We start from the raw sequence: 22,788 nt of genomic DNA, 5'->3' as shown, positions 1-22,788 counted from the left end.
GCACGACCGGGTCAGGACTCCCAGCCCCAGCCGCTCCAGACGGGATATCAGCACACCGGCTCAACCGGCCGACAGCCTCAAAAGCAACGGCATTGTCATCCGTTCGACAGGGGGCAACAGTCATGCCGGGCCCGGAGGCCAGCGGCCCTCTTGCAGGACCGCGAAGAAGATAACGGGGCACGCCAAGGGCGGACGTCCGAGGGGGGCCGCCGGGGTGTTCCGCGATCCGGAGCACCGCTCGCCCCGCGTCCGCCTGTCCTCGTCGGCCTGTCCGCGTCGGCTCCGCCGTCGCGGGTGCCGGGGCCGGCAGCGGTGACGGCGGCTCCGCCTCCGCCGAACCCCGGGTCCCGGGACGGCGGCCCGAGGGTTTGGCGGCACGCGCCGCCCGCCAGAGATCCAGGGACGGGGAACGTCGTCCGACAGGAGGCAGACGCGTGATCGTGGTGTCCGAAGAGGTGCGGGAGGCGCTCGACGCGCGCCGGCCGGTGGTGGCCCTGGAGTCGACGATCATCGCGCACGGGCTGCCCCGTCCGCGCAATCTCCAGGTCGCGCTCGAACTGGAGGAGGCCGTACGGGAGGAGGGGGCCGTCCCGGCCACGATCGCCGTGCTCGACGGCCGGCCGCACGTCGGTCTGGGCAAGGAGCAGGTGGAGCGCGTCGCCGGCGAGGACGGCATCCGGAAACTGGGACACCGCGACCTGCCGCTCGCCGTGGCCCGCGGGGCGAGCGGCGCGACCACCGTCTCCGCGACGGCCCTGCTGGCGGAGCACGCGGGAGTGCGGGTGTTCGCGACGGGAGGGCTGGGCGGTGTGCACCGCGAGTGGACCACCACGCAGGACGAGTCCGCCGATCTGGGCCTGCTGGCCCGCACCCGCATCACCGTGGTGTGCGCGGGCGTCAAGTCGATCCTGGACGTGCCGGCGACCCTCCAGCGGCTGGAGACGCTGGGCGTGGCGGTGGCCGGATACGGCACCGACCGATTCCCCGGCTTCTACCTGTCCGACTCGGGCCACCCCGTCGAATGGACGCTCCGGTCCCCGGGAGAGGTGGCGGACGTCATGCGCGCCCAGGACGCGCTGGGCGGCCCGGCTTCGTCCCTGATCGTGGCGAATCCCGTGCCGCGCGAGGACCAGCTCGATCCCGACCTGCACGCCCGGGTGCTCGCCGACGCGCTGCGCGCCTGTGCGCAGGAGGGCATCACCGGGCAGGCGGTCACCCCGTTCCTGCTCGGCCATCTCGTCCGGCACACCGACGGCGCCTCGCTCGGCGCGAACCTGGCGGCCGTCCGGGGCAACGTGCGCCTCGCGGGGCGGATCGCGGCGGCCTGGGCCGGGAGGTGAACGGCTCGGCCCGTACGTCCCCGGGGGCCGGTCCGGCCGGGAGCGACGGCGCGGGCGAACCGGGGAGGGAACGTTCCGCCGCGAGGGCGCTGCTGGTGGTGGGCGACGTGGTGACCGACATCGTCGCGCGTCACCGCGGGCCTCTCGCCTCCGGTACGGACACCGTCGCGGCGATCCGCACCGTTCCGGGCGGCGCCGGCGCCAACGTCGCGTGCTGGGCGGTGTCCGCGGGCTGCGCTGACGTACGCCTGCTGGGGCGGGTGGGAGCGGACGCGGTGGACTGGCACGAGCGCGAGCTGCGGGCGAGCGGCGTCCGGCCGCTGCTGGTCACCGATCCGCAGGCGCCGACCGGGACGGTCGTCTGCCTGGTGGACACCGGCGCGTCGGCGGAGCGCACGTTCCTCACGGACAGCGGAGCGGCGCTGCGGCTGGCCCCGGAGGACTGGTCGCCGGGGCTGCTGGACGGGGTCGGCCGGCTGCACCTGTCCGGGTATCTGTTCTTCTCCGAGCCGGGCAGGGCGCTGGTGTCCACGGTGCTGGACTCGGCCCGCTCGTGCGGCGTGCCGGTGAGCGTCGACCCCGCCTCGGCCGGCTTCCTCGGCACGCTCGGCGCGGACCGATTCCTCGGGCTGGCCGAGGGGGCGGAGGTGCTGCTGCCCAGCCGCGACGAGGCGTGTCTGCTGACGGGGCTGCCCGATCCGGCGGACGCGGCGGTCAAGCTGAGCCGGCACTTCCCGCTGGTGGTCGTCAAACAGGGGGGCGCCGGTGCCCTGGTGGCGCGGTCCGGCGCCGTCCGCGCCCGTGTGCCGGCGCGGACGGCCGCTCCCCGGGACACGACGGGCGCGGGTGACGCGTTCACCGGCGCGTTCCTGGCGGCCCTGCTCGCGGGCAGTGCACCGGAGCGGGCCGCCGCCGCGGGGTGCGCGGCCGGCGCGCAGGCGGTGGAGCGGGTCGGGGGGAGGCCCCCGGCGCGGCGCTGACGGCGGGGCGGTACCGCCCGGACGGCCACGAGCGTGCCCGCTGCACGGCGGGAGCCCTGGGGCGGATCGCGGCCGGAGGGAGGCGACCGGCAGTGGAGCACGCGGCGGGGCGAGGCGGAGTGATCCGGTATCCGCCCTGTCCGTCGGCCCCTCCCCCGGGCTTGTCCCCCGGCCCGGCTCCCGCGCTGCCGCTCACCGGGAGCGCCCCGTACGCGGGTGCGCCGGGAGCGCCCGCGCCTGGTTAGCCCTTGCGGCCCCAGGCGGAGATCATCGGTGCCGTCGCCAGGTCCATCGAGCCGGCGGCGACGTTCGCGAGGTGCCGGTCGATCTCCTCGTCGGTCGCCAGCCCCGCCGTGACCAGCTGCCCCCGGATCTGACGGACCGTCGCCGCCTCCAGGGCACCGCACGCGGGAGAGGTGACGGGGAAGTACGCGTCGGCCTCCACTCCGCGCAGTCCGGCCTCGCGGAGCAGGCGCGGCAGTCTGCGGCCGTAGGCGAGGTCGGCGCCGCGGTCGGCGAGGAGCGTGCGGAAGCCCTGCCGCAACCGGTTGGCGAGCTGCTGCTCGGGACCGTGCTCGTCGGGGCAGAGCAGCGGCTGGAGCGCGGGGTCGGCGTCCTCGACGAGGAGCCGGCCCCCGGGCCGCAGAGCCTTGACCATCGAGCGCAGCGCCCGCTCCCGGTCCGGCACGTGGACGAGCACGAGCCGGGCGTGCACGAGGTCGAAGCCCTCGCCCGGCGGCTCCTCGGCGCCCACGTCGTGGACGCGGACCTGGACCGGCGGGCGGGCCGCCGAGGCGGCCCACGACGTGTCGATGTCGGTGGCGAGGACCCGGCCCGTGGGGCCGACCTTCTTGGCCAGCCAGGACACCACCGACGTACCGCCCGCCCCCACTTCCCAGCAGCGCCAGCCGGAGCCGACGCCGAGACGCTCCAGGTGCCGGAAGGTCGTGGGGTCGAAGAGGGTGGCGAAGGCCTGGAAGCGCTGTCCCGCCTCGTCCTGCCGGTTGTCGAGGAGATATCCGTCGGTTCGCGTCATGGGGGGATCTTCCCAGCCGACCGGCTTGTCAGGGCGTCCATCCGGCCCGGACGGGGGTCCGCCACCCCGCACGGCGGAACGGAATGTTCCGTTCCCACAGCCTTTTTCGCGACCGGAGCAGGACTGGCAGACTGGCGCGCCAGGCGCGGAGCGCGGCCCGAGGAGATCCACCCGGGGAGATCCAGATGTCCATGGCAGGGAATCTGCGGAAGGCGACGGCACGCGGCGCGGTCGGCGGCCTCCGCAAGGTGGCACGGCTGACGCGGCGACGGCCCCGTGTCGACCTCAGTCACCACGCCCGGTCGCCGCTGGGCTCGGCCGTGGTGAACTGCGTGGCCTACGAGGGCGGTGTGCGGATTCCCGAGGGCAGCGACCTGGTCGACACCGTGCACCGGATCCGCGTGCGGGACGAGGGATTCGTCTGGCTCGGACTCCACGAGCCGACGGACCGGGAGTTCGCGGGCATCGCGGAACTCTTCGATCTGCATCCGCTGGCCGTCGAGGACGCGGTGGAGGCCCACCAGCGCCCCAAGATGGAGCGGTACGGCGACACCCTGTTCGCCGTGTTCAAGACGGTCTGCTACGCGGAGCACGCGGAACTGACGGCCACGAACGAGGTGGTGAGCACCGGCGAGATCATGGTGTTCGTCGGCCCGGACTTCGTCATCACCGTGCGGCACGGACCGCACGGCTCGCTCGGCCCGCTCCGCGAGGAACTGGAGTCGGACCCGGAGCAGTTGTCCAAGGGGCCGGCCGCGGTCCTGCACGCGATCGCGGACCACGTCGTCGACGACTACGGAACCGTCACGGACTCGGTCCAGGCCGACATCGACCGGGTCGAGGCCGACGTGTTCGCGGAGGACGGCGCCCGCACGGACGCCGGGCGCATCTACCAGCTCAAGCGGGAACTCCTCGAACTGAAGCGGGCCGCGGTGCCGCTCGCCCGGCCCCTCCAGGAGCTGGCGTCCCGTCCGATCCGGGTGGTCGATCCCGAGATACAGGCGTACTTCCGCGACGTCTGCGACCATCTGCTGCGGGCCACCGAGCAGATAGCCGCCTTCGACGAGCTGCTCAACTCGATCCTCCAGGCGCATGTCGCGCAGGTGACGGTCGCCCAGAACGAGGACATGCGGAAGATCACCGCGTGGGCGGCGGTCATCGCCGTCCCGACGATGGTGTGCGGGGTGTACGGGATGAACTTCGACCACATGCCCGAGCTGCACTGGCGTTTCGGCTACCCCATCGTCCTCGCCGTCATATCGGTCGCCTGCCTCGTCCTCCACCGCGGCTTCCGGCGCAACGGCTGGCTCTGACGCGGCACTTCCCCGGCGCGTCCGGCCGGGCAGTCGCACGGCCGGACGGACGGTCGCGGGCGGGGCCGCGCACGAGAGCCCCGCGGACGGAGGGCGCGTCACAGGGCCGGCACGGCGCCCGGCGAGGGAGACGCGCACGGCCCCGACGGCGGCGGACGGAGGGAGGCCGGCGGCGCGCCTCAGCTCGTGGCGCTCCGGGCGTAGACGCTCTCCACCCAGTCGGCGAGTTGGTCCTCGCCGAGGTGCTGGGCGAGGTCGGCCTCGCTGATCATGCCCACCAGCCGCTTGTCCTCGATGACGGGCAGCCGGCGGATCTGATGGCCCTTCATCTCCTGGAGGACCTCGCCGACGTCGGCGTCCGACTCGATCCAGCGGGGTGTCCCGTGGGCCATGTCCCCCGCGGTCACCCGCGCGGGATCGTGGCCCATCGCGACACAGCCGACGACGATGTCGCGGTCGGTGAGGATGCCGCAGAGGCGTTCGTTCTCGTCGCTGATGGGCAGCGCTCCCACGTTCAGCTCGCGCATGAGCTGGGCGGCGCGGTCCAGGGTCTCGTGAGCGGGGATCCACTGGGCGCCCCGGTGCATGATGTCTCCGGCGGTGGTCATGACGTACCTCCCGGTGCCGGACGGCCGGCGCGGCGCCGGGCGCGCCGCTGGTCCCGGCGCCCCAATTCTCGCCGCGCCGCGGAGGGCGTGCACCCGGAGGCGCACTCAAGCGGGTCACGGCGGCGCGGGCCGCGGCGACGCGGTGAGATGGTCCGGGACCGTACCGCCGGGGTGGCTAACGGACCGCCCGGGGGGGGGGGACGGCGCAAGGCCGCGCCTCAGTCCCGCGGAGGCGGTACGGCGCACCGCGGGCGAGCGAGACCGCGGGGCGAGGGGGAGAGCGGCGCGGTGGGATGCCGTGGGTGGTGGACGGGTCAGCCGGTCCACGCCGGGTGGCGGGGGTCGTCGGCTCGTACCAGGACGTCCGCCGTGGCGGCGGGGTCGGTCTCGTCCTCGTAGCGGGCGAAGGCGGGGAGCGTCCAGTGCTCCGCCTCGGGCGTGCGGCGACGCAGCGCGCCCGGGGAGAGCAGGACGTGCACGCTGAGGTCGAAGGGGAACCAGTGGCGCAGGAGGAGGGGGCCGTGCAGCAACAGGATTCCGCCGCGCGGGAGTCGGGTGTAGGCACTGCGCGTGGCGCGGTCCGTGACCGGGTCCCAGAGATCGGGCAGGACCCGGCCGTCGCCGCCGGGTTCGAGAGGACCGAACACCTCACGCCACAAGGCGCCGGTGTCGAACCATCCGTCGTAGTAGGTGTCGACGTCCCGGTGCCCGTACTCGAAGCGGAGCGAGCCCGGCCGCAGGAAGCCCCCGGACCCGACGACGAGGGACGGCCGGCCGCGCACGCGCAGCGCCTCGCCGACCCGTTCGGCGAGGTCGCCGGGGCGGGCCGCGGGCGCACCGTCGAGCGCGACGCGCCGCCAGGGGCTCCCGTCGTCCGGCTCCAGGTCGAGCAGCCGGTCGGCGAGGAGGCCGCCGAGCCGTTCCCAGGTGATCGCTTCGAGTCGCACAGGGCCCATGATGCATCGGTCACCCGGTGGCGCGGGGGCACCGGTGGTGCTCTCCGGGTGGCCGGCGGTCCGGGGCGGGGAAGGAACCGCGCATGGCACGGTTCACCGCCCCTCCCCCGCAGCCGGCCGGCGCTGCGCCGCTCGTCCTCCAGCCGATCAGGAGGCGGCACTGCGCCGAGTGCCGCGGCGGACCGCTCGCCCTGCTGGTGCTGGAAGGGGGCGCGCCGCGCTGTCTGGACTGCGCGGACCTCGGTCACCTGGTCTTCCTGCCGCGGGGCGACACCGCTCTCACCCGCCGGGCGCGGGAGGGCAGTGGGCTGTCGGCCGTGGTCGTGCGGTTCAGCCGGCGGCGGGGCCGCTACGAACGCCGTGGCCTGCTGGTGGAGGAGGCCGCGCTGGTCCGTGCCGAGGAACAGTGCCTCGCCGATGCCGAGGCCAGGCGGCGGCGCCGGGCTCGGGACGCGCGACGCCGGGAGGCGGAGGACCTGCGGTTCACCGCGGCGTTCGCCGACGAGATCGGCCGGTTGTTCCCGCGCTGCCCGGCCGACCGGGCCCGGGCGATCGCGGAGCACGCCTCGGTGCGCGGGAGCGGGCGGGTGGGGCGCAGCGCGGCGGGGCGGGCGCTGTCCGAGGCCGCCGTGACGGCGGCGGTGCGGGCATCGGTACGGCACACCGAGACGCCGTACGACGCCCTGCTGATGAGCGGGACGCCCCGGCACGAGGCGCGTCGGCGGATCGCGCCGGCCGTGGACACGCGCCTTTCGGAGTGGAGCGAGGGGCGGACGGAGGGGAGGTGAGCAGGGCGGGGACGCGCAGGGAGCCGCCCGGACGGGCGGGGAGGGAGCGAGGAGGGGGCGGGAGGGCAGAGTGGGGGGGGGAGGGAGCGAGGCCAAGGGAGGGGGAGCAGGCTCGGGCGGATGCCGGCACCGCCGGTACGGCTCGCCGACGGGACCCGACCGGACCGGCGGACATCGGAGCCCGTCACCCGTGATCGGGCCTGCCCGCCGGTGGGATCGGGCCGGGCCGGCGTGGGGCGGCGGGGGGATCGGGCCGGGCCGGGTGGGGCGGCGGGGTGTGCGCGGGAGACGTATCGTGGCGGGAAAGGAGCACCGCCCGGGTCCGCGGTCGACAACGTCCGGCCGGCCGCGCGGTCGCGCACCACTCCGCGTACGTGAGGCGGACGGCCATGGCCGATCCCAAGGGGTTCATGTCCACACCGCGCGAGGAGTATCCGCGCCGGCCCGTCGACGAACGCGTGCGGGACTGGAACGAGGTGTACGTCCCCGGGGCGCTGCTGCCGATCATCGCCCGGCAGGCCGACCGGTGCATGGACTGCGGGATCCCGTTCTGCCACGACGCCTGCCCCCTCGGCAACCTGATCCCGGAGTGGAACGACCTCGTCTCCCGCGACGACTGGCGGGCGGCGAGCGACCGTCTGCACGCCACCAACAACTTCCCCGAGTTCACCGGGCGGTTGTGCCCCGCGCCGTGCGAGTCCGGCTGTGTGCTCGCGATCAACCAGCCCGCGGTGACCATCAAGAACGTCGAGGTCGCCATCGCCGACCGCGCCTGGCAGGACGGGCTCACCTCGCCGCGGCCCCCGGACCGGCTCTCGGGGCGGACCGTCGCGATCGTCGGGTCGGGGCCCACCGGGCTCGCGGCGGCGCAGCAGCTGACGCGGGCCGGCCACACGGTCGCCGTGTACGAGCGCTCGGACCGGATCGGCGGGCTGCTGCGGTACGGGATTCCCGCGTTCAAGATGGAGAAGCGGCACCTGGACCGGAGGCTGGAGCAGATGCGGGCGGAGGGCACCAGGTTCCGCACGTCCACGGTGATCGGCGCCGACCTCGGCGCCCGGGATCTCACGGCCCGGTACGACGCGGTGATCCTCGCGACGGGCGCGAGTGCCTGGCGTGATCTGGACGTTCCGGGGCGGGAGTTGTCCGGCATCCACCAGGCGATGGAGTACCTGCCGCCGGCCGACCGGGTGTGCGAGGGGGATCTGGAGGTCTCCCCGCTGTCGGCGGCGGGCCGCCATGTGGTCATCGTCGGGGGCGGTGACACCGGGGCGGACTGCCTGGGGACCGCGGTGCGCGAGGGCGCGGCGTCCGTCACCCAACTCGACATCTACGCCCGGCCGGAGGACGCGCGCGACGAGGACGCCGAGCCGTGGCCGACGTATCCGAAGATCTACCGGCTCTCCGCCGCTCACGAGGAGGCCGGCGCGCTCGGGACCGCTCCGGCGGCGCACGCGGACGCGCGGCTGTTCGCCGCCTCGACGCTTCGCTTCACCGGGGACGCGCGGGGCCGGGTGCGGTCGCTGCACCTCGTCGAGGTCGACGCGGGGCGGCGACCGGTGCCGGGGTCCGACCGGACGCTGCCCGCAGACATGGTGCTGCTCGCCCTCGGATTCTCCGGGCCGGACCGGCGCGACGGCCTGATCGACCAGTTGGGGCTGGCGCTGCAACCGCGCGGCACGATCGCCCGGGGCCCGGACTTCTCGACGAACGTGCCCGGTGTGTACGCCGCGGGCGACGCGGCACGCGGTCAGTCGCTCGTCGTGTGGGCGATCGCCGAGGGCCGGGCGGTCGCGGCGGCCGTGGACCGGGCGCTCGTCGGTGCCGAGGGGCTGCGCCTGCCGGCCCCGATCGGGCCGTACGACCGTCCGATGACCGCGTGAGGGGCGGCGAGGCTTCGCCCGGCGGGCGGCGCGGGCCGGCCGTGCCGGTGGGGGGCGGTCAGCGGCGTTCGTCGGTGCCGGCCACCTTGGCCGTCGCCAGGGCGAGACGGTTCCAGGTGTTGATGGCGAGGACGAGGGCGAGGACGTGGCCCAGTTCGGTGGCGTCGAATTGGGCGGCGGCCTCGGCGTAGACGTCGTCGGGCACGCCCGCGTCGGTGAGGCGCGTCACCGCGTCCGTCAGGGCCAGCGCGGCCTGTTCCCTGGGCGTGAAGAAGTGCCGGGCCTCGTGCCACACCGCGACCAGGTGGAGCCGGTCCTCGCTCTCCCCCGCGGTGCGGGCGTCGTTGGTGTGCAGGTGCAGGCAGTAGGCGCAGCGGTTGAGGTGCGAGGCGCGGATCAGGATCAGTTCGACGAGGGCGGGGTCGAGGCCCTCCCGGGCTGCCGCGTCGAAGCCGACCAGGGCCCGGAACGCCTTCGGGGCGGTCTTCGCGAAGTCGATCCGTCCGGTGCCGGCAGGGACCGCCGCGCCGGCGCCGAGTGCGCCGGTTCCGGTGGCGTGCGCCGTCGTGACGGTCCGGTTCACGGCGGCGCGGGTGCTGGCGGCGGTGTGCGTGTTCGTCGTCATGACTGTGAATCTACGGGCGGAAAAGACCGGCGGTAAGGTTCATTTCCGTGGCGGAATCATGGGTCAATTCGGCGGAACGGATCGGCTCCGACCTGCACGTGGAGCTGACCGGTCCGGGCGGGCGCAGGGCCGCGCTGATCCGGGCTCTGCGCGAGGCCGTACGCGGCGGGCGGCTGGCGCCGGGCACCCGGCTGCCGCCGTACCGTTCGCTGGCCGCGGACCTCGGGATCGCCCGGAACACGGTGGCCGACGCGTACGCCGAGCTGGTCGCGGAGGGCTGGCTGACCGCGCGCCAGGGCTCGGGCACCCGGGTGGCGGCGGGCGTCGCTCCCCCGCCAGGCGCGCGCCCTCGGGGCGACGCCGCGCGCGGGCCGGAGGAGAACGCGCCGCGCGCGCCCGGTATCCGGCACGACCTGCGGCAGGGCACGCCGGACGCGTCGTCGTTCCCGCGGGCCGCCTGGCTGGCGTCCTACCGCCGGGCGCTCCAGCGGGCGCCCCACGCGGCCTTCGGTCCCGGCGATCCCGCCGGCCGGCCCGAGCTGCGCGAGGCCCTCGCCGAGTACCTGGCGCGGGCCCGCGGGGTACGCGCGGACCCCGGGCGCATCGTGGTCTGCTCGGGGTTCGCCCACGCGCTGCGGCTGCTCTTCCCGCGGGTGCTGCGCGGCCCGCTGGCCGTCGAGGCGTACGGCCTCGGCTTCCACCGCGACCTGCTGGCCGCCGCCTCCGTACGGACCGTGCCGCTGCCGCTGGACGAGGACGGCGCCCGGGTGGAGGCGCTGGGGCGGGAGCGGGCCGTACTGCTGACGCCCGCGCACCAGTTCCCGACGGGAGGTCCGCTGCATCCCGAGCGGCGCGCGGCGGTGATCGACTGGGCGCGTGGGCGGGACGGGCTGGTCCTGGAGGACGACTACGACGGGGAGTTCCGCTACGACCGCAAACCGGTGGGCGCGCTCCAGGGGCTGGACCCGGAGCGGGTCGTCCACGTCGGGTCGGTCAGCAAGAGTCTGTCGCCGGCGCTGCGTCTCGGCTGGATGGTGCTGCCGGCGCGGTGCGTGAGCGCCGTGCTGGAGGTGAAGGGCGAGCGGGAGGCGTGGGCGAGCGTGCCGGACCAGTTGGCGCTCGCGGACTTCATCGCCTCGGGTTCCTACGACCGGCACGTGCGGCGGATGCGGCAGCGGTACCGGGGGCGCCGGGACCGGCTCGTGGCCGCGCTCGCGCAGCGGGCTCCGCATGTCGGGGTGACGGGGGTCGCGGCCGGGCTGCACGCGGTGCTGCGGCTGCCGCCCGGAACGGAAGGTGCGGTGGTGGAGGCGGCGGCCCGCCGGGGGATCGGTCTCGACGGGCTCGCCCGCTTCCGGCATCCGCAGGCGGCGACGTCCGCGCCGGACGGCCTGGTGGTGGGGTACGCGACACCCGCGGAACACGCCTACGGGTCCGCGCTGGAGGCGTTGTGCGCCGTGCTGCCGCCGGAGTGAGCGCGCCACGCGGGGCGGGCGCGCGACTCCTCGTACGGAGGGTCCGGCCGGCGGCGGGCGCCTGATCACTCCGGGTCCGCGTGGGGGGACGGATCGTTCGGGCATCGCGTTCGGGTCGGTCCGACTCCGGGGCGGGCTCCGGGCACGAGCCGGGCCGTGCGCTTCAGGACAGGAGGAAGTCCGCCTCCCCGGCCTTGGCACCCTGTATGAACGCGGTCATCTCACCCGGTGTGTAGATGAGCGCGGGGCCGTCGGGGTCGGCCGACTGGCGCACCGCGATCCGGCCGTCGGCGAGTTTCATCGCCTCCAGGCAGTTCCCGCCGTTGCCTCCGCTCCAGGGCTTGTGCCAGCCCTCGCTGCCCAGTTCGCGGGCGGGCATTCCGTTGTAGATGCGCAACTGGCCTGTCCGCGGATGCCTGCGTTCCGGCTTGATGCGTTCCATTCACAGCTCCTTGCGGAGGTCCCGGAGGATCTCCTTCGTGCGATGTGCCGTGGCGGCCTGCGCCGCCATGCGGTCCATGACCTCCAGGTGGGTCGCCACCTCGGAACGCGCGTCCAGGTAGACGGCGCCGGTCAGGTACTCGCTGTAGACCATGTCCGGGAGTTCCGGCATGGCGAATCGGAACAGCACGAACGGCCCGTAGGTGCCGGGGTGCGGGCCCGAGGAGAACGGCATCACCTGGAGCGTCACGCCGGGCAGCTCCGTGACCTCCAGGAGCCGGTCGATCTGCGCGCGCATCACCTCGGGGCCGCCGACGGGACGGCGCAGGGCCGTCTCGTCCATGACGGCCCAGATGCGGGGCGCATCCTGCCGGGTGAGGAGCTGCTGGCGCTGCATGCGCAGGGCGACGTGGCGCTCGATGTCCTCGGGGCGGGTCTGCCCGATGGCCCCCGCCTTCATGACGCCGCGGGCGTAGTCCTCGGTCTGCATCAGGCCGGGCACGAAGTGGGGTTCGTAGGAGCGCAGGAGGGCCGCGGCGCCCTCCAGGCTGACGTGCATGGAGAACCAGTCCGGCAGGATGTCGTGGAACCGCTGCCACCAGCCGGGTTTGTTGGCCTCCTCGGCCAGCTGGACGAAGGCCTCGGCCTCCTCGTCGCCGACGCCGTACGACTTCAGCAGCAGCTGGAGGTACGGGATCTTGAGGGAGACCTCCGCCATTTCCATCCGGCGGACCGTGGCGGGGGCCACGCGCAGGATGCGCGCCGCCTCCTCGCGCTTGAGACCCGCGCGTTCCCGCAGGTCCAGCAGTCGCCGGCCGAGGACGACCTGGCCCACCGTCGGCGCGGACCGCGGTTCGCTCACGTCCCACCTCCACTGAATCCGGACAGCCCGGGCGGCGCCGTTCGGGTTCTTCCTCGTCTTCCTCGACGATCCCAACTGGCGCCGCTCGGGATGCTGTTGCGAGCAGTGTGCCACGCGCCCCGACGGCGTCACACAGCACTCTGCATTTTTCAGAGTGACACTTGCCAAGTGTTCACGCCGAGGAGATAGTGGCAAGCGTGATTCCGTCCGCGCCGTTAGGAACAGACGCCGCCGAAGACCGGTCCGGTCTCCGTGCCGCCCGAGGGCATCGTCCCGGCGCGGCCGCCGATCGGCGGTTCCGCTTCGAGCTGGCCGCCCACCCCGGCTCCGTGGCCCGGGCGAGACGCCTGACCAGGGCGCGGCTGTCCGGCTGGTCGGTGTGTGAGGACACGTGCGACACGGCGGCCCTCGTGGTCTCCGAACTGGTCACCAACGCGATCGTGCACGCCGCGGGGCGACGCGTCGTCTGCGAGCTGCGCGACGGCGACGATCTGGTGCGGATAGCCGTGGGTGACGAGGGGTGCGCGCCGGGTGAGCCGCGCCCCTCGCCGGAACGGCCCGACGAGGAGCACGGGAGGGGATTGCTTCTCGTCGCGGCGGTGTCCAGGGCCTGGGGGGCCCTGGACACCGGGCCCGGCCTGCTGGTGTGGGCGGAGCTCGCGCGCTCGGCAGGCCGGGCCCACATCACCGGCGGCGCCGGTGCGCAGTCCGCGGACGTCGCCCCGCTCGGCCCGGACGACCTCGACCGGCTCGAAGCGGCCCTCGGGGCTGCGGCGGAACCGGCTGCGCACGGGGTGCCGCACACCGCGGGGCCGGAGCAGTTCCGGCCGGAGCTCGGGCGGCCCGAGCCCGTCCGCCCGGGGCACGACGGGCCGGAGCACCAGCGCGCGGAACACCTGCGGTCGGGCCGCGCGCGAGCGGAGCGCGGCCACTCCGAGCACGGGCGACCGCCGGCCGGCCAGGTTGGCGCCCAGCCCGGTCGGCCGCAGCCCGAGCACGTCGCGCAGCCGGACCACGTCACGCGACCGCACCGTGCCCAGCCGGATCGCCCCGGCGCCGATCGCCCGTGGCCGCACGGCGGTCCGGGCGGCACGGACACCGGCCCGCGCGGGGATCTGGGCTGGAGCGCGAAGAAGCCGCCGAACGACGGTCGGGGGACCGGGGCGGAGGGGGCGGGGGAAGCGGAGGGGTCCTGGAGGACGGGAACCGCGGGGGTTCGCCGGGACTCCTCCGCTCGCGGCGGGGACGGACATCGGGAACGGGACGGGGAGCGGAGGAGTCGGTGAGGCGTACGTCGGCGGCGGGACGCGCGACGCGGGCGATGAGCCTGGACACGCTGGTCCGGGTGCAGCGCGGGCAGCACCTGCCCGGGCCGCCGAGACGCCTTGCCGTCCCGGAGGGCATGACGGTGCCGCTCGGCTGTGACGCGGTGTCGGTGCCCGCCCGGCTCGGACCTCTGCTGCTCCCCCGGCTGCCCCGCGTGGGCTGCGTCTACGCGGACCGCGCGCACTGGTGGTGGATCGTGCCCTCCGACTCGGACGTCGCGCTGGAATGGCCGGCGCCCGCCCACTACGCCACGGGGGCCGTCGTGCCGGACACGCCCCGCGTTCCCGGGCTCATCCACAAACCGGACGGCACGGTTCCGTACACGCCCCCGATCCCGCTCTACCTGGCCGTGTGCCGGGTGACGGGCACGACGCCCGTCTGGTCACGTCCGATCAGCGCCTGACCGCTCCCGGCCCGGGCTGCTCGCGAGGGCGCCGAGCCGGTTCCCTCGGGCGTGTAGCGATAGCCGCTTCGTTCGCCCGGAGGCGGGCGCGCGGCGCCGGGTACGCGCTCTCGGCGTGCCGGGCGGAAGCCCTCGTAGCGGACGCACTCGGCCTTTCGCCCGGTGCGGCGAGCGTGCGTGCAGGGCGTCGCACGGCAGAAGGGGCGTTCGCAACACGCCCTCGCGGCCGAGAGCCACCACGGCGTCTACTCGGCGCGGTCGCTCCCCCCGACGACGACGAGGAACGTGTCCGAGGTGAGGTCCATGACGACCTCGACCGTCTGGCCCTCCCGGCGGCGCGCCTGCGCGAACTCCTCCGCGGGCCACGACCCGCGCGGTCCGCCGGCCGGAAAGCGCTCCAGCACCATTCGCCCGTTCACCCTGTACCTCCCTGTCGCGCTGCCTTTCAGGAGTTAAACGCCTGCCGGAGGCAGAACGACTCGGGAGGTGACCGTACTGAGACGAAGCCGACACCGCGTCACACAGCCCGTTACGGGCCGATCCGGCACACCGGCAGCGCGAGGCCGCAGGTCGGGCGGGGTGGAGGGGGTCGCTCCGCGGCCGGTGGCCCGGAGGTCTCAGTCGTCGTACTCGTCGTGGTAGCGGATGCGTTCGCTCCCAGCGGGCGCCCCCAGTGCCGACGCGCGCCCCGTGGGCTCCTCCCAGTCCTCCTGCCGGCCGAGGGCGGTGAGGTCGAGCAGGGAGGTCGTGGAGCCGAGCCCGTCCAGGCCGCGTCCGTAGGTGGAGTACGTGTGGAAGACGCGGTCGCGGTCCCGCAGGAAGCAGCTCACACCGGGGCGCTCCGCGGGTTCGTCCCCGCCGAGGGAGACCTCGAAGTCGTGGTTGAAGTCGCCGCCGAACGAGGAGTACCAGGGCACGGTCCACCCCATCCGCGCCTTGAACGGCAGGATCTTCGTGTACGGCGCCCGCGACACCACGGCGAACTCGGTCCCGCGGGCCCGCAGATGGGCGAGGTGACCGATCTGGTCGAGGAAGGCCGAGCAGCTCCGGCAGCCGGCGTCCCACTCGGGGGCGAACATGAAGTGCTGGACGACGAGCTGGTGCCGGCCCCGGAAGAGGTCGGGCAGGGTCACCTTGCCGTCGCCGCACTCGAAGACGTACTCCTTCTCCACCGCGACCATCGGCAGCCGCCTCCGGGCGGCGTTGAGCGCGTCCCGCGCGCGCGTCGCCGCCTTCTCCCTGACCAGCAGTTCCTCGCGCGCGGCGCGCCACTCCTCACGCGAGACGATCTCCGGAAGCGTCATGTGTCCCTCCAACAAAGCGGTGCCTGCTCCGTGGTGACCGGCGGGACGCGGAGAACTCATCGCCGCACGGAGGACTTCTTCGCCGACGGACCAATTTCCCCGACAGACCAATTTCCCGGATGTGGGCGGGGCGGTGGGGGTGTGGGAGGCCGACGGCGTGCAGGACGCGATGGTCTGCCGCCCTCCGGCCGCTCGGTCCCGGGCGCCCGCGTGCCACCGAGCCGCCGCCGACCGCACTCCGGCAGGTCCGGCGCCCCGTTGGGGGATCTCCTCGCCGTCCACCGTCGACGGACCCGCCTCCCGCCTCCACGCCCGCGCCGTCGAGGGCGCGCGGTGAGGACACGGGCGTCGAACGGACTCCCGTCCCGGGAATCCGGGTGCGGTTCGACGGGTCCGCGGCGCATGATCGGCGGGGTGCGCTCGCCGCGCCCCGGTTCCGTCCCGCACCGCACCCGTCCGGCAGGAGTACCCCCGTGATCCAGCGTGTCACCGTCCCCTCCCTCTTCCCGCCGCCCGGCTACGCGCACGCGTCCGTCGTCGAGGCCGGGACACGGCTGGCCTTCCTCGCCGGGTCGGTGCCGCTCGACGCCGACGGCGAACTGGTCGGAGCGGGCGATCCCGTCCGGCAGGCCGTGCAGGTGCTGGCCAATCTCGACGCACAACTGCGGGCCGTGGGCAGCGACATGGCGCACGTGGTGGCCACCGACGTCTACGTCGTCGGTGCCGAGCCCGCCGTCCTGAGCGCCGTCTGGGACGTCGTCCAGGAGTCCGGGCTCCGCACGGGCCCGCACGCGTCGACACTGCTCGGGGTCGCCTGCCTCGGGTACACCGGGCAGCTGGTCGAGATCACCGCGACCGCGGTCGTACCGGCCGCCGGGTGAACCGTGCTGGTGCGCCGCGACGTTCGCCGGCCGCGGGACCGCCGCCCGGGCGGCCCCGGGCTCCGCGTCCGAACGGCCCGGAGGTCGGGCGGGCCGGAGGTCGGGCGGGCCGGAGGGGCGCGCGCCGGACTACGTCATCGCCGCGCCCGCGGCCAGGAAGCCGCAGATCAGCACGAACAGGAGCGCGAGCAGCGGGAAGACGAACCGGAGGTACTTGTCGTAGCCGACCTTGGCGAGCGCCACGCCGCCGATGGTGACGGCGGTGGTGGGCACCCAGAGGTTCATCCAGCCGCTCGCGGCCTGCCAGGCGGTGACGGCGACGGCGCGGGAGACGCCCGCGAAGTCGGCGAGCGGGGCGAGGATCGGCATGGCGAGGGTCGCGTGCCCCGAGGTGGAGGGGATGAGGAAGGCGAGCGGCAGGTTCACCACGAAGACGATGATCGCGAACAGGCCGGACGAGGTGCCCTGCACGACGCCCTCGATCGAGTGCAGCACGGTGTCCGTGATCTTGGAGTTGTTCATGATGACGGTGACCCCGCGGGCCAGCACGATCACCAGCGCGGGTGAGATGAAGTCCGCGGCCCCCTGGACGATCGTCGCGCTCAGCTTCTGCTCGCCCATCCGCGCCACCACCCCGACGAGCACGGCCGCGCACACGAAGAGGGCGGCCAGCTGCGGGAAGGACCAGCCGAGTTCGAAGCCGTAGGGCCGGGCGTCCGCCTTGCCGGTGAGCGCGCTGGACCAGGGCACGACCGAGAAGATCATGAAGGCGAAGACCAGGGCCGTGGTGACGAGCACCGCCTTGTGCAGGCCGGTCAGCTCCGGCACCTCCCCGGAGGCGTCGCGGGCGTGCTCGCGGTCCCCCGGCAGGAATCCGGTCACCGAGCGCTCCGGCCGCCTCTGCACCCGGCGCGCGTACCGGACGACGTAGGCGACGGTCACCGCCGTCAGCACGACCCACATCACGAAGCGCAGCACGATGCCGTCGCCCAGCGAGATGTCGGCGGCGGAGGAGGCCACGCCCGTGGCGAAGGGGTTCACCGTCGAGCACAGCACCCCGACGCCGGCGCCGAGGATGATCGTGCCGACGGCCACCATCCGGTCGTAGCCCAGCGCCAGCATCAACGGCACGATCAGGCCGTAGAACCCGAGGGTCTCCTCGGCGAACCCCTCGACCGTGCCGAGCACGGAGAAGACCACCATGATGCCCGCGATCAGCAGCGCTCCCCGGGTGCGCAGCCGGTGGGCCAGCCGGCCGATCCCCCGGTCGAGCGCACCGGTGGCGAACACCACGGTGATGAAGGCCCCGATGGCGAGCACGAACAGGAACACGCCCGCGCTTCCGTACAGTTCGCCCGCGAAGTCCGGTCCGACCAGCTCCGTCTTCCCGTCCAGGATGCCGTACAGGCCGTTGACGGGAGAGAGGAAGAGGTCGTCGAGGCGGTCGGCGAGGCTGCGGCCGGAGTCGACGCGGTGGTAGGTGCCCTGGATCGGCCGGCCCGCGGGCGTGCGGTCGTACTGTCCGGCCGGGATCAGGAAGGCCAGCGCCCACACGGCGACGGTGACGATCGCGAGGACGGTGAGCGCGCTCGGGAAGGTGAACCCGCGCCGGCGCGGCGGCTCGGTACCGGTGGGCCGGCTCTCGGTGGGGGCGCTCATCGCAGGCCCCCGTCCCGGGCACCGGAGGCGGTGTCGGCCGCGGTGGGGCCCGGCGGGCGGCGGTGGAGTGCGCCGGACGGCGGCCGGGACGCATCCGCGGTCACGCGCCGGCTCCCGGCTCGACGGGCGGGGACGGCCGGGAATCCTCGTCCCGGGGCGGCCGCACGGCGTCGTGGGAGGGGAGAAGGCACGTCGGCGCGTCCGGGGCCGGCGTGATCTCCGCGAAGACGACGGGGGCGGTGTCGGGCAGGTCGAGCCGCGCGACCCGCTCCACCCCCGCGTCCCGCAGCATTCTCACGAGCAGGGTGTGGGCCTGCGGCACCGGTTCCGGCGGAAAGCCGGGGAACGCGGCGGAGGGGATGGCGGCGAGCCGCTCCGGATCGGCGCGCAGGCCGTCCGTCGGGGCGTCGGCCTTCGCTGCTGTGACCACGGCGGTCCCCTCTGTCGTTCGGCGCACCGACTCAACGGCCAGCCTCGGCGCAGCCCCGGGCCCCCGCATCCGGGGTGGTCCGTGCGACGGAAAAGCCGTGCGGCGGCGGGGACGCCGGGCGTTAGAGTCGGGGCATGGCTTCTCAGGACGCTGACGGGGAGACGGGCGGCACGGGCGCGGGCGACGGGACCCGGTCCGCGGACGACGGCGCCGCGCGCGGCCGGAACACCGCGGGGGCACGTTCCGGCGGCTCATCCGCCGATTCCGCCGCCGCCAGGGCGGCGGCGGTGATCGCCGCCGCCGGTGCGGGGCCCGCCGCCGGGGAGAGCGTGCGCATCGACGCGTGGATCTGGTCCGTCCGGCTCGTCAAGACCCGCTCGGTGGCCGCCACCGCCTGCCGCGGAGGACACGTGCGGGTCAACGGCGAGCGCGTCAAACCCGCCTACGGTGTCCGGGTCGGCGACGAGGTCCGGCTGCGCCACGAGGGGCGGGAGCGGGTCGTCGTGGTGCGGCGCGTGATCCGCAAGCGCGTCGGTCCCCCCGTCGCCGTCGAGTGCTACGTGGACAACAGCCCGCCGCCCCCGCCCCGGGAGGCGGTGGCCCCGGCCGGCGTCAGGGACCGCGGAGCGGGCCGCCCGACCAAGCGGGACCGCCGCGACATGGAACGTCTGCGGGGCATGCAGGCCGGTTCCTCCGGCCCGGTACGGTCCGCGGGCCCCTCGGCCTCCGGTCCGGGCGGACCGTCCGAGGCGTCCCGGCGCGCCTCGGGCCGCCGTTCGCCCGGCTCGTAGCCCCCCCGGGGCCCCTGGGCCTGCGACCGGCCCGTCTCGCCGGCCCCACGGCCCGGCCGGCTCACCGCTGCCGGGCGAACCGGCCCGCGCACTAACCGACTTCACAGCTCACGGCTCACGGCTCACGGCTCACGGCTCACGGCTCACGGCTCACGGCTCACGGCTCACGGCTCACGGCTCACCAGGATGATTCCGGCGGGTCGGGGGACCACTGCCCCGCCCGGCGTCGCCGCGGGCCCCGGCCCCGGTCACTGCCCGGGGCCGCACACCGCCGGAGGGCTTCCCCCGCCGGGGGAAGCCCTCCGATGCCGGTGGTCCGTCGTCACGCGCGCCGTTGCGTCCGTCGCCGGACCAGGCGGACCAGGTCCGCCGCGTGGCCGCGCCTGGCCCAGGCGATGAGGGCGAGCGGCAGCATCAGGACGAGCGGGGTGGCCGCGTACGGGCCGTGGACGACGGCGACGTTGGCGATGAAGGCGCCTGCCATCAGGGCCATGAGGGCCACCGCCGCCACCGCGTCGAGGAGCGGGATCATCAGGGCGATCCCGCCCGCGAGTTCGAGCGCGCCGATGAGGTACATCCCCGTGTGGCCCCAGCCGAGCTTGTCGAACGCCTCGGTCGCCGACGGGTGGGCGATCAGCTTGGGGAGGGCGCTGGCGATCGCGTAGAAGAGTCCGAGCACGACCTGAAGAGCGGTCAGGGCGATCCGGGCGCGGCGCGAACCCGCCGTGGCCGGGGCGGAGGCGGAAGCGGAAGCGGAGGGAAGGGTGGTCTCGGACACGGTGGTCTCCCGGGGTAGCGGTGCTTGGTGCCGACGCATGGACAGACCCGGGCGGCGCCGGAAACTCATCGGTCGGCGCGCGTCCCGCGCGGGGCGAGGCGGCGGACCCACCACCGCGAGGCCGCCGGGGGCCGCCGCTGCCCCTCCCCCGCGTCCTCGCCACCCGGCACGCCGCAGCCGGACCCCGGCCGGTGGCCTCACCCGGTGTGCGCCGCCACCGCCCTCGCCCACGTCCCGTCCTCCGTCAGATAGCGGTCGACGCGCAGCCCCGCCTCGCCCAGCGCGCCCTCGAAGGCGCTCCGGGTCAGCGGCCGGGACAGGAAGGTCTGCGTCCAGCGGGCGTCCGGGAACACGTACTCCACGCGGACCTCGTCGACACCGTCGCCGACCGGGTCCGCCGACAGCACGCGGACGACGAGGCCGCTCGGGTCACGGCGCTCCCGCGGTACGTCGCCGTGCCAGTCCGGCCCCTCGCGCTGGATCAGCACGCAGCCCCGGTCGGCGACGTGGCGCCGGCAGGTGTCGAGGATCGCCCTGCGCACCCGGAGGTCCCCGGAGTGGACGAGGAAGGAGGCCAGCAGCACCACGTCGAACTTCTCTTCGAGGTCGAGGTCCTCGATGGCACTGCGCACGGTGGGTGCTCCGCGGACGTGTGCCAGCATCTCGGCGGACTCGTCCACCGCGGTGACCGCGAAGCCGCGTTCCAGCAGCGGGTGGGTCATCCGCCCGACCCCGCAGCCCAGTTCGAGGATGCGCGCGGCCCGCGGGACGGCCGCGGCGACGATGTCCGGCTCGGCGCCGACCGGCAGCCGCGCGTAGAGCTCGACGGCACAGCCGTCCGGCGTGATGGCTCCCGGGCCCGTGCCGTCGTGCCCCTGACGCTTCTCGGTCCTCATGTCCGTCCAACGGGCGGCGCCCGCACCGGTGTTCCCTCCGCGCGTTCGCCCGTGCGGATGACCGGCGGCCCTGCGGGGCGCGGCCGGGCGGCCGGCGGTCCTCACCCGATGCCGGTCGGCGCCGAGGGGTGCCGACCGGTGCCCTGAAGGGCGAACCACCCGCTGCCCCCGTACCAGTGGCCGCCCGCGCGCAGGTGGTCGCCCACGGCGCGCTCGACGCCGGTGCGCCGGGGCAGCGTCCCGACGGGCAGGTCGGGGTCGCCGAAGACGAACCCGACGGGCGCCGCGTCGTCGGGGTTCGCCTCCTCCGGCACGAGCGTGAACCGGTCCTGGAAGCGGATGATGTTCGAGTCGGCGGGCAGATACCGCTTGAGCTGCGGATCGAGGAGCCAGGAGCGGCAGACGGCGACCGCGTGCCGCTCCTCGGGATAGTGACGGGCGAAGAAGTCCCGGGCCAGGCCGAGCGAGTGGTCGCACGCGGCCGGCGACAGCGGGCCGCGGAAGTCGGTGATGTGCAGGCTGAGACAGGGGTCTCCGGGACCGCGTCCGAGTCCGGCCGCCGCGACGGCCCGGCCGGTGCGCCGGCCGAGCACCGCCCGCTGGAACTGCAGCCGGCCCAGTTGGAACAGCTCGCCGTGGAAGGGCAGCGCCGTCCACCACGGGAAGAGCAGTCCGGGCCCGCCCGCACGGCGGTGGTGGACGGCCACGTGACGGCCCAGGTCGGCGAGCGTGCGCCGGGACACCTCGTCCGGGACACCCCGTCGGCGGTGGTGGGCCCGGACGTGCGGGAGGGCGGCGACGAAGACGAACAGCGGGAAGCAGCGGCCCAGGGCCCCGGTCCGTGCGGGGAACACGGGCGGGTCCCAGGCCGTGCCCACCTCGCCCATGTCGCGGACGAAGCGGGCGACGCAGCGGGCGAGGAGGGTCGTGGCCTCCGGTTCCTCGGCCAGCCGGACGCTCAGGGAGACGATCTCGTTGATGTGCTCGTGCGGGACGGCCAGGTCGAGCAGGACGTCGGGGAGGTCGTCCGGGTCGGGAAGCGACGCTTCCCGCGGGGGCGGGCCCGCACGCTCCAGTTCCTTGAGGCACTCGGCGAGCCTGGCGTCCGCCCGCACCTCTCTCAGCAGCACTGCCGCCTCCCCCGGCGGCCCGTTCCCCGGGCCGCTCTCCTGTGGTGAACGTGCACCACGAAGAGTACGTTTCACCGTGGGAGCGGTGACTCGGATGCGTACGGGCAGTGAACCGGTGACAGCGCGCAGTGCCCTGCGGGCGCGGTTCTGGCTGAGCGTGTGGGGCCTGCTCTGGGCCGTCGCCGGAACCGTGGCGTTCGTGCTGGCGGGCCGGCCGGGCTGGGCCGCGGCGTGCGCGGCGCTGTGGCTGCTCGCCACCGTGGACATGACGATGATCGTCCGGCACATCCGGCAGGGACCCCACTACCAGCCGGGCCGTGACATACCGCCGTACCGGCCGGTCGACGACCGGCGCACGCCGCGTCCCCCGCCACGGCGGCCCTCGAAGCCGTCTCATCCCTGAGGCCGCACCCGCCTCGCGCCACGCGCGCTCCGCGGCCCCCACCCGGTGCGCCCTAGGAGTCGAACCGTGCCGCTTGCAGGTACTGGGGCCTGGGGTCCAGCGCCGCCGCCAGCCGGAAGTGGCGTTTGGCCTGCTCGGGGCGCCGCTGGCGCTCATAGGTCCGGGCGAGGGCGAAGTGGGCGAAGGCGTTGTCCGGCTCACGCTCCAGGACGATCGTGAACTCCAGCTCGGCCGGGCGCAGTTGGGCGGCGGCGAAGAAGGCCCGCGCGCGCAGCAGCCGGGCCGCCGTGTTCTCGGGGTGGGCGGCGATGACGCCGTCCAGCAGCTTCACCGCACCCCGCGGGTCACGCGCGTCCAGCAACTGCTCGGCGGCGCGGAAGTCGATGACATGCGTCTCCGGGGTGCGTCCGGTGGGTTCGCTGGTCTCGGGCACGGCAGAGTCCTTCCCTCGCTGCACCGGTTCAACGCCCCTCGCGCGGA

25 protein-coding genes are annotated in these 22,788 nt (G+C 74.9%); 11 read left to right on the top strand and 14 right to left on the bottom strand.

The window, feature by feature from the left end; genetic code table 11:
* The first annotated feature begins 434 nt into the window (after nt 1–434).
* Together ACGFS9_RS26785 and ACGFS9_RS26780 are read left to right on the top strand one after the other, a co-directional pair.
* Nucleotides 435–1,340: a pseudouridine-5'-phosphate glycosidase gene (locus ACGFS9_RS26785; protein WP_393256759.1), complete on the top strand. Its 906-nt coding sequence runs from the start codon at nt 435–437 to the stop codon at nt 1,338–1,340.
* Between the two features lie 89 nt (nt 1,341–1,429).
* Nucleotides 1,430–2,320 carry a carbohydrate kinase family protein gene (locus tag ACGFS9_RS26780; RefSeq protein WP_393256763.1) on the top strand — a complete coding sequence of 297 codons (891 nt, stop codon included), beginning with the start codon at nt 1,430–1,432 and terminating at the stop codon, nt 2,318–2,320.
* A 241-nt stretch (nt 2,321–2,561) separates the two neighbouring features.
* On the opposite strand, the gene ACGFS9_RS26775 is transcribed toward ACGFS9_RS26780, so the two are convergent.
* Nucleotides 2,562–3,356: a methyltransferase domain-containing protein gene (locus tag ACGFS9_RS26775; protein WP_393256758.1), complete on the bottom strand. Its 795-nt coding sequence runs from the start codon at nt 3,354–3,356 to the stop codon at nt 2,562–2,564.
* 185 nt (nt 3,357–3,541) lie between these two features.
* On the opposite strand from ACGFS9_RS26775, the gene ACGFS9_RS26770 reads away from it, so the two are divergent.
* Nucleotides 3,542–4,669 (top strand): magnesium and cobalt transport protein CorA, encoded by a 1,128-nt coding sequence (locus tag ACGFS9_RS26770; RefSeq protein ID WP_393256757.1) that lies wholly within the window; start codon nt 3,542–3,544, stop codon nt 4,667–4,669.
* A gap of 179 nt (nt 4,670–4,848) precedes the next feature.
* Here ACGFS9_RS26770 and ACGFS9_RS26765 read toward each other — a convergent pair whose 3' ends face one another.
* Together ACGFS9_RS26765 and ACGFS9_RS26760 are read right to left on the bottom strand one after the other, a co-directional pair.
* Entirely contained in the window at nt 4,849–5,277 is a 429-nt protein-coding gene (locus ACGFS9_RS26765; RefSeq protein ID WP_393256756.1) for a CBS domain-containing protein, read from the bottom strand.
* 314 nt (nt 5,278–5,591) lie between these two features.
* Nucleotides 5,592–6,233, bottom strand: a complete 642-nt coding sequence (locus ACGFS9_RS26760) for a uridine kinase (protein WP_393256755.1) — start codon at nt 6,231–6,233, stop codon at nt 5,592–5,594.
* Between the two features lie 83 nt (nt 6,234–6,316).
* Here ACGFS9_RS26760 and ACGFS9_RS26755 point away from each other — a divergent pair, with 83 nt between their 5' ends.
* Together ACGFS9_RS26755 and ACGFS9_RS26750 are read left to right on the top strand one after the other, a co-directional pair.
* A complete protein-coding gene (locus ACGFS9_RS26755) occupies nt 6,317–7,021 on the top strand; it encodes a DUF2293 domain-containing protein (protein WP_393256754.1) in 705 nt (234 codons plus the stop codon).
* Between the two features lie 389 nt (nt 7,022–7,410).
* On the top strand, nt 7,411–8,904 hold the full coding sequence (locus ACGFS9_RS26750) for a glutamate synthase subunit beta (RefSeq protein WP_393256753.1): 1,494 nt from the start codon (nt 7,411–7,413) through the stop codon (nt 8,902–8,904).
* Nucleotides 8,905–8,962: 58 nt separating this feature from the next.
* Here the strand turns inward: ACGFS9_RS26750 and ACGFS9_RS26745 are convergent, their stop codons facing one another.
* A complete protein-coding gene (locus ACGFS9_RS26745; RefSeq protein WP_393256752.1) occupies nt 8,963–9,529 on the bottom strand; it encodes a carboxymuconolactone decarboxylase family protein in 567 nt (188 codons plus the stop codon).
* Nucleotides 9,530–9,576: 47 nt separating this feature from the next.
* Between ACGFS9_RS26745 and ACGFS9_RS26740 the strand changes: the two genes are divergently transcribed.
* Entirely contained in the window at nt 9,577–11,004 is a 1,428-nt protein-coding gene (locus tag ACGFS9_RS26740) for a PLP-dependent aminotransferase family protein (protein WP_393256751.1), read from the top strand.
* Nucleotides 11,005–11,167: 163 nt separating this feature from the next.
* Here the strand turns inward: ACGFS9_RS26740 and ACGFS9_RS26735 are convergent, their stop codons facing one another.
* Together ACGFS9_RS26735 and ACGFS9_RS26730 are read right to left on the bottom strand one after the other, a co-directional pair.
* Nucleotides 11,168–11,446: a DUF397 domain-containing protein gene (locus ACGFS9_RS26735; protein ID WP_366699197.1), complete on the bottom strand. Its 279-nt coding sequence runs from the start codon at nt 11,444–11,446 to the stop codon at nt 11,168–11,170.
* On the bottom strand, nt 11,447–12,307 hold the full coding sequence (locus ACGFS9_RS26730; protein ID WP_393256750.1) for a helix-turn-helix transcriptional regulator: 861 nt from the start codon (nt 12,305–12,307) through the stop codon (nt 11,447–11,449). It abuts the gene before it with no gap.
* A 329-nt stretch (nt 12,308–12,636) separates the two neighbouring features.
* Between ACGFS9_RS26730 and ACGFS9_RS26725 the strand changes: the two genes are divergently transcribed.
* Both ACGFS9_RS26725 and ACGFS9_RS26720 read left to right on the top strand, forming a co-directional pair.
* Entirely contained in the window at nt 12,637–13,593 is a 957-nt protein-coding gene (locus tag ACGFS9_RS26725; protein WP_393256749.1) for an ATP-binding protein, read from the top strand.
* Between the two features lie 35 nt (nt 13,594–13,628).
* Nucleotides 13,629–14,036 (top strand): hypothetical protein, encoded by a 408-nt coding sequence (locus tag ACGFS9_RS26720; RefSeq protein ID WP_393256762.1) that lies wholly within the window; start codon nt 13,629–13,631, stop codon nt 14,034–14,036.
* Between the two features lie 245 nt (nt 14,037–14,281).
* Here the strand turns inward: ACGFS9_RS26720 and ACGFS9_RS26715 are convergent, their stop codons facing one another.
* Nucleotides 14,282–14,455, bottom strand: a complete 174-nt coding sequence (locus ACGFS9_RS26715) for a hypothetical protein (protein ID WP_393256748.1) — start codon at nt 14,453–14,455, stop codon at nt 14,282–14,284.
* 198 nt (nt 14,456–14,653) lie between these two features.
* Nucleotides 14,654–15,340 (bottom strand): DUF899 domain-containing protein, encoded by a 687-nt coding sequence (locus tag ACGFS9_RS26710; RefSeq protein ID WP_393256747.1) that lies wholly within the window; start codon nt 15,338–15,340, stop codon nt 14,654–14,656.
* Nucleotides 15,341–15,813: 473 nt separating this feature from the next.
* Between ACGFS9_RS26710 and ACGFS9_RS26705 the strand changes: the two genes are divergently transcribed.
* Entirely contained in the window at nt 15,814–16,221 is a 408-nt protein-coding gene (locus tag ACGFS9_RS26705) for a RidA family protein (RefSeq protein ID WP_393256746.1), read from the top strand.
* A 129-nt stretch (nt 16,222–16,350) separates the two neighbouring features.
* Here ACGFS9_RS26705 and ACGFS9_RS26700 read toward each other — a convergent pair whose 3' ends face one another.
* Entirely contained in the window at nt 16,351–17,880 is a 1,530-nt protein-coding gene (locus ACGFS9_RS26700) for a YfcC family protein (protein WP_393256745.1), read from the bottom strand.
* 100 nt (nt 17,881–17,980) lie between these two features.
* Nucleotides 17,981–18,310 carry a hypothetical protein gene (locus ACGFS9_RS26695; protein WP_393256744.1) on the bottom strand — a complete coding sequence of 110 codons (330 nt, stop codon included), beginning with the start codon at nt 18,308–18,310 and terminating at the stop codon, nt 17,981–17,983.
* A 134-nt stretch (nt 18,311–18,444) separates the two neighbouring features.
* Here ACGFS9_RS26695 and ACGFS9_RS26690 point away from each other — a divergent pair, with 134 nt between their 5' ends.
* Complete coding sequence (locus ACGFS9_RS26690) at nt 18,445–19,101, top strand: RNA-binding S4 domain-containing protein (protein WP_393256743.1); 657 nt, start codon at nt 18,445–18,447, stop codon at nt 19,099–19,101.
* A 322-nt stretch (nt 19,102–19,423) separates the two neighbouring features.
* Here the strand turns inward: ACGFS9_RS26690 and ACGFS9_RS26685 are convergent, their stop codons facing one another.
* From ACGFS9_RS26685 to ACGFS9_RS26675, 3 genes are all read right to left on the bottom strand, one after another.
* Entirely contained in the window at nt 19,424–19,879 is a 456-nt protein-coding gene (locus ACGFS9_RS26685; RefSeq protein ID WP_393256742.1) for a DoxX family protein, read from the bottom strand.
* Nucleotides 19,880–20,076: 197 nt separating this feature from the next.
* Complete coding sequence (locus tag ACGFS9_RS26680; RefSeq protein WP_393256741.1) at nt 20,077–20,775, bottom strand: class I SAM-dependent methyltransferase; 699 nt, start codon at nt 20,773–20,775, stop codon at nt 20,077–20,079.
* Nucleotides 20,776–20,876: 101 nt separating this feature from the next.
* Complete coding sequence (locus tag ACGFS9_RS26675; RefSeq protein WP_393256740.1) at nt 20,877–21,905, bottom strand: acyltransferase domain-containing protein; 1,029 nt, start codon at nt 21,903–21,905, stop codon at nt 20,877–20,879.
* A 94-nt stretch (nt 21,906–21,999) separates the two neighbouring features.
* Between ACGFS9_RS26675 and ACGFS9_RS26670 the strand changes: the two genes are divergently transcribed.
* Nucleotides 22,000–22,308, top strand: coding sequence for a DUF6343 family protein (locus ACGFS9_RS26670; protein ID WP_393256739.1), 309 nt, complete (start codon nt 22,000–22,002; stop codon nt 22,306–22,308).
* Nucleotides 22,309–22,360: 52 nt separating this feature from the next.
* Here the strand turns inward: ACGFS9_RS26670 and ACGFS9_RS26665 are convergent, their stop codons facing one another.
* Complete coding sequence (locus tag ACGFS9_RS26665; RefSeq protein WP_393256738.1) at nt 22,361–22,741, bottom strand: tetratricopeptide repeat protein; 381 nt, start codon at nt 22,739–22,741, stop codon at nt 22,361–22,363.
* Between the last annotated feature and the right edge of the window lie 47 nt (nt 22,742–22,788).

Source organism: Streptomyces sp. NPDC048566 (genome assembly GCF_043199735.1).
Classification (GTDB): Bacteria; Actinomycetota; Actinomycetes; order Streptomycetales; family Streptomycetaceae; genus Streptomyces.
The sequence above is the reverse complement of the archived record's forward strand: the minus strand, read 5'-3'. Positions and strand labels throughout refer to the sequence as shown.

What these genes read in the sequence shown, in the direction of transcription:
- ACGFS9_RS26775 (WP_393256758.1), bottom strand. Translation starts at nt 3,356, where the DNA reads ATGACGCGAACCGACGGATATCTCCTCGACAACCGGCAGGACGAGGCG.
- ACGFS9_RS26770 (WP_393256757.1), top strand. Translation starts at nt 3,542, where the DNA reads ATGTCCATGGCAGGGAATCTGCGGAAGGCGACGGCACGCGGCGCGGTC.
- ACGFS9_RS26765 (WP_393256756.1), bottom strand. Translation starts at nt 5,277, where the DNA reads ATGACCACCGCCGGAGACATCATGCACCGGGGCGCCCAGTGGATCCCC.
- ACGFS9_RS26760 (WP_393256755.1), bottom strand. Translation starts at nt 6,233, where the DNA reads ATGGGCCCTGTGCGACTCGAAGCGATCACCTGGGAACGGCTCGGCGGC.
- ACGFS9_RS26755 (WP_393256754.1), top strand. Translation starts at nt 6,317, where the DNA reads ATGGCACGGTTCACCGCCCCTCCCCCGCAGCCGGCCGGCGCTGCGCCG.
- ACGFS9_RS26750 (WP_393256753.1), top strand. Translation starts at nt 7,411, where the DNA reads ATGGCCGATCCCAAGGGGTTCATGTCCACACCGCGCGAGGAGTATCCG.
- ACGFS9_RS26745 (WP_393256752.1), bottom strand. Translation starts at nt 9,529, where the DNA reads ATGACGACGAACACGCACACCGCCGCCAGCACCCGCGCCGCCGTGAAC.
- ACGFS9_RS26735 (WP_366699197.1), bottom strand. Translation starts at nt 11,446, where the DNA reads ATGGAACGCATCAAGCCGGAACGCAGGCATCCGCGGACAGGCCAGTTG.
- ACGFS9_RS26720 (WP_393256762.1), top strand. Translation starts at nt 13,629, where the DNA reads ATGAGCCTGGACACGCTGGTCCGGGTGCAGCGCGGGCAGCACCTGCCC.
- ACGFS9_RS26710 (WP_393256747.1), bottom strand. Translation starts at nt 15,340, where the DNA reads ATGACGCTTCCGGAGATCGTCTCGCGTGAGGAGTGGCGCGCCGCGCGC.
- ACGFS9_RS26700 (WP_393256745.1), bottom strand. Translation starts at nt 17,880, where the DNA reads ATGAGCGCCCCCACCGAGAGCCGGCCCACCGGTACCGAGCCGCCGCGC.
- ACGFS9_RS26690 (WP_393256743.1), top strand. Translation starts at nt 18,445, where the DNA reads ATGGCTTCTCAGGACGCTGACGGGGAGACGGGCGGCACGGGCGCGGGC.
- ACGFS9_RS26680 (WP_393256741.1), bottom strand. Translation starts at nt 20,775, where the DNA reads ATGAGGACCGAGAAGCGTCAGGGGCACGACGGCACGGGCCCGGGAGCC.
- ACGFS9_RS26670 (WP_393256739.1), top strand. Translation starts at nt 22,000, where the DNA reads ATGCGTACGGGCAGTGAACCGGTGACAGCGCGCAGTGCCCTGCGGGCG.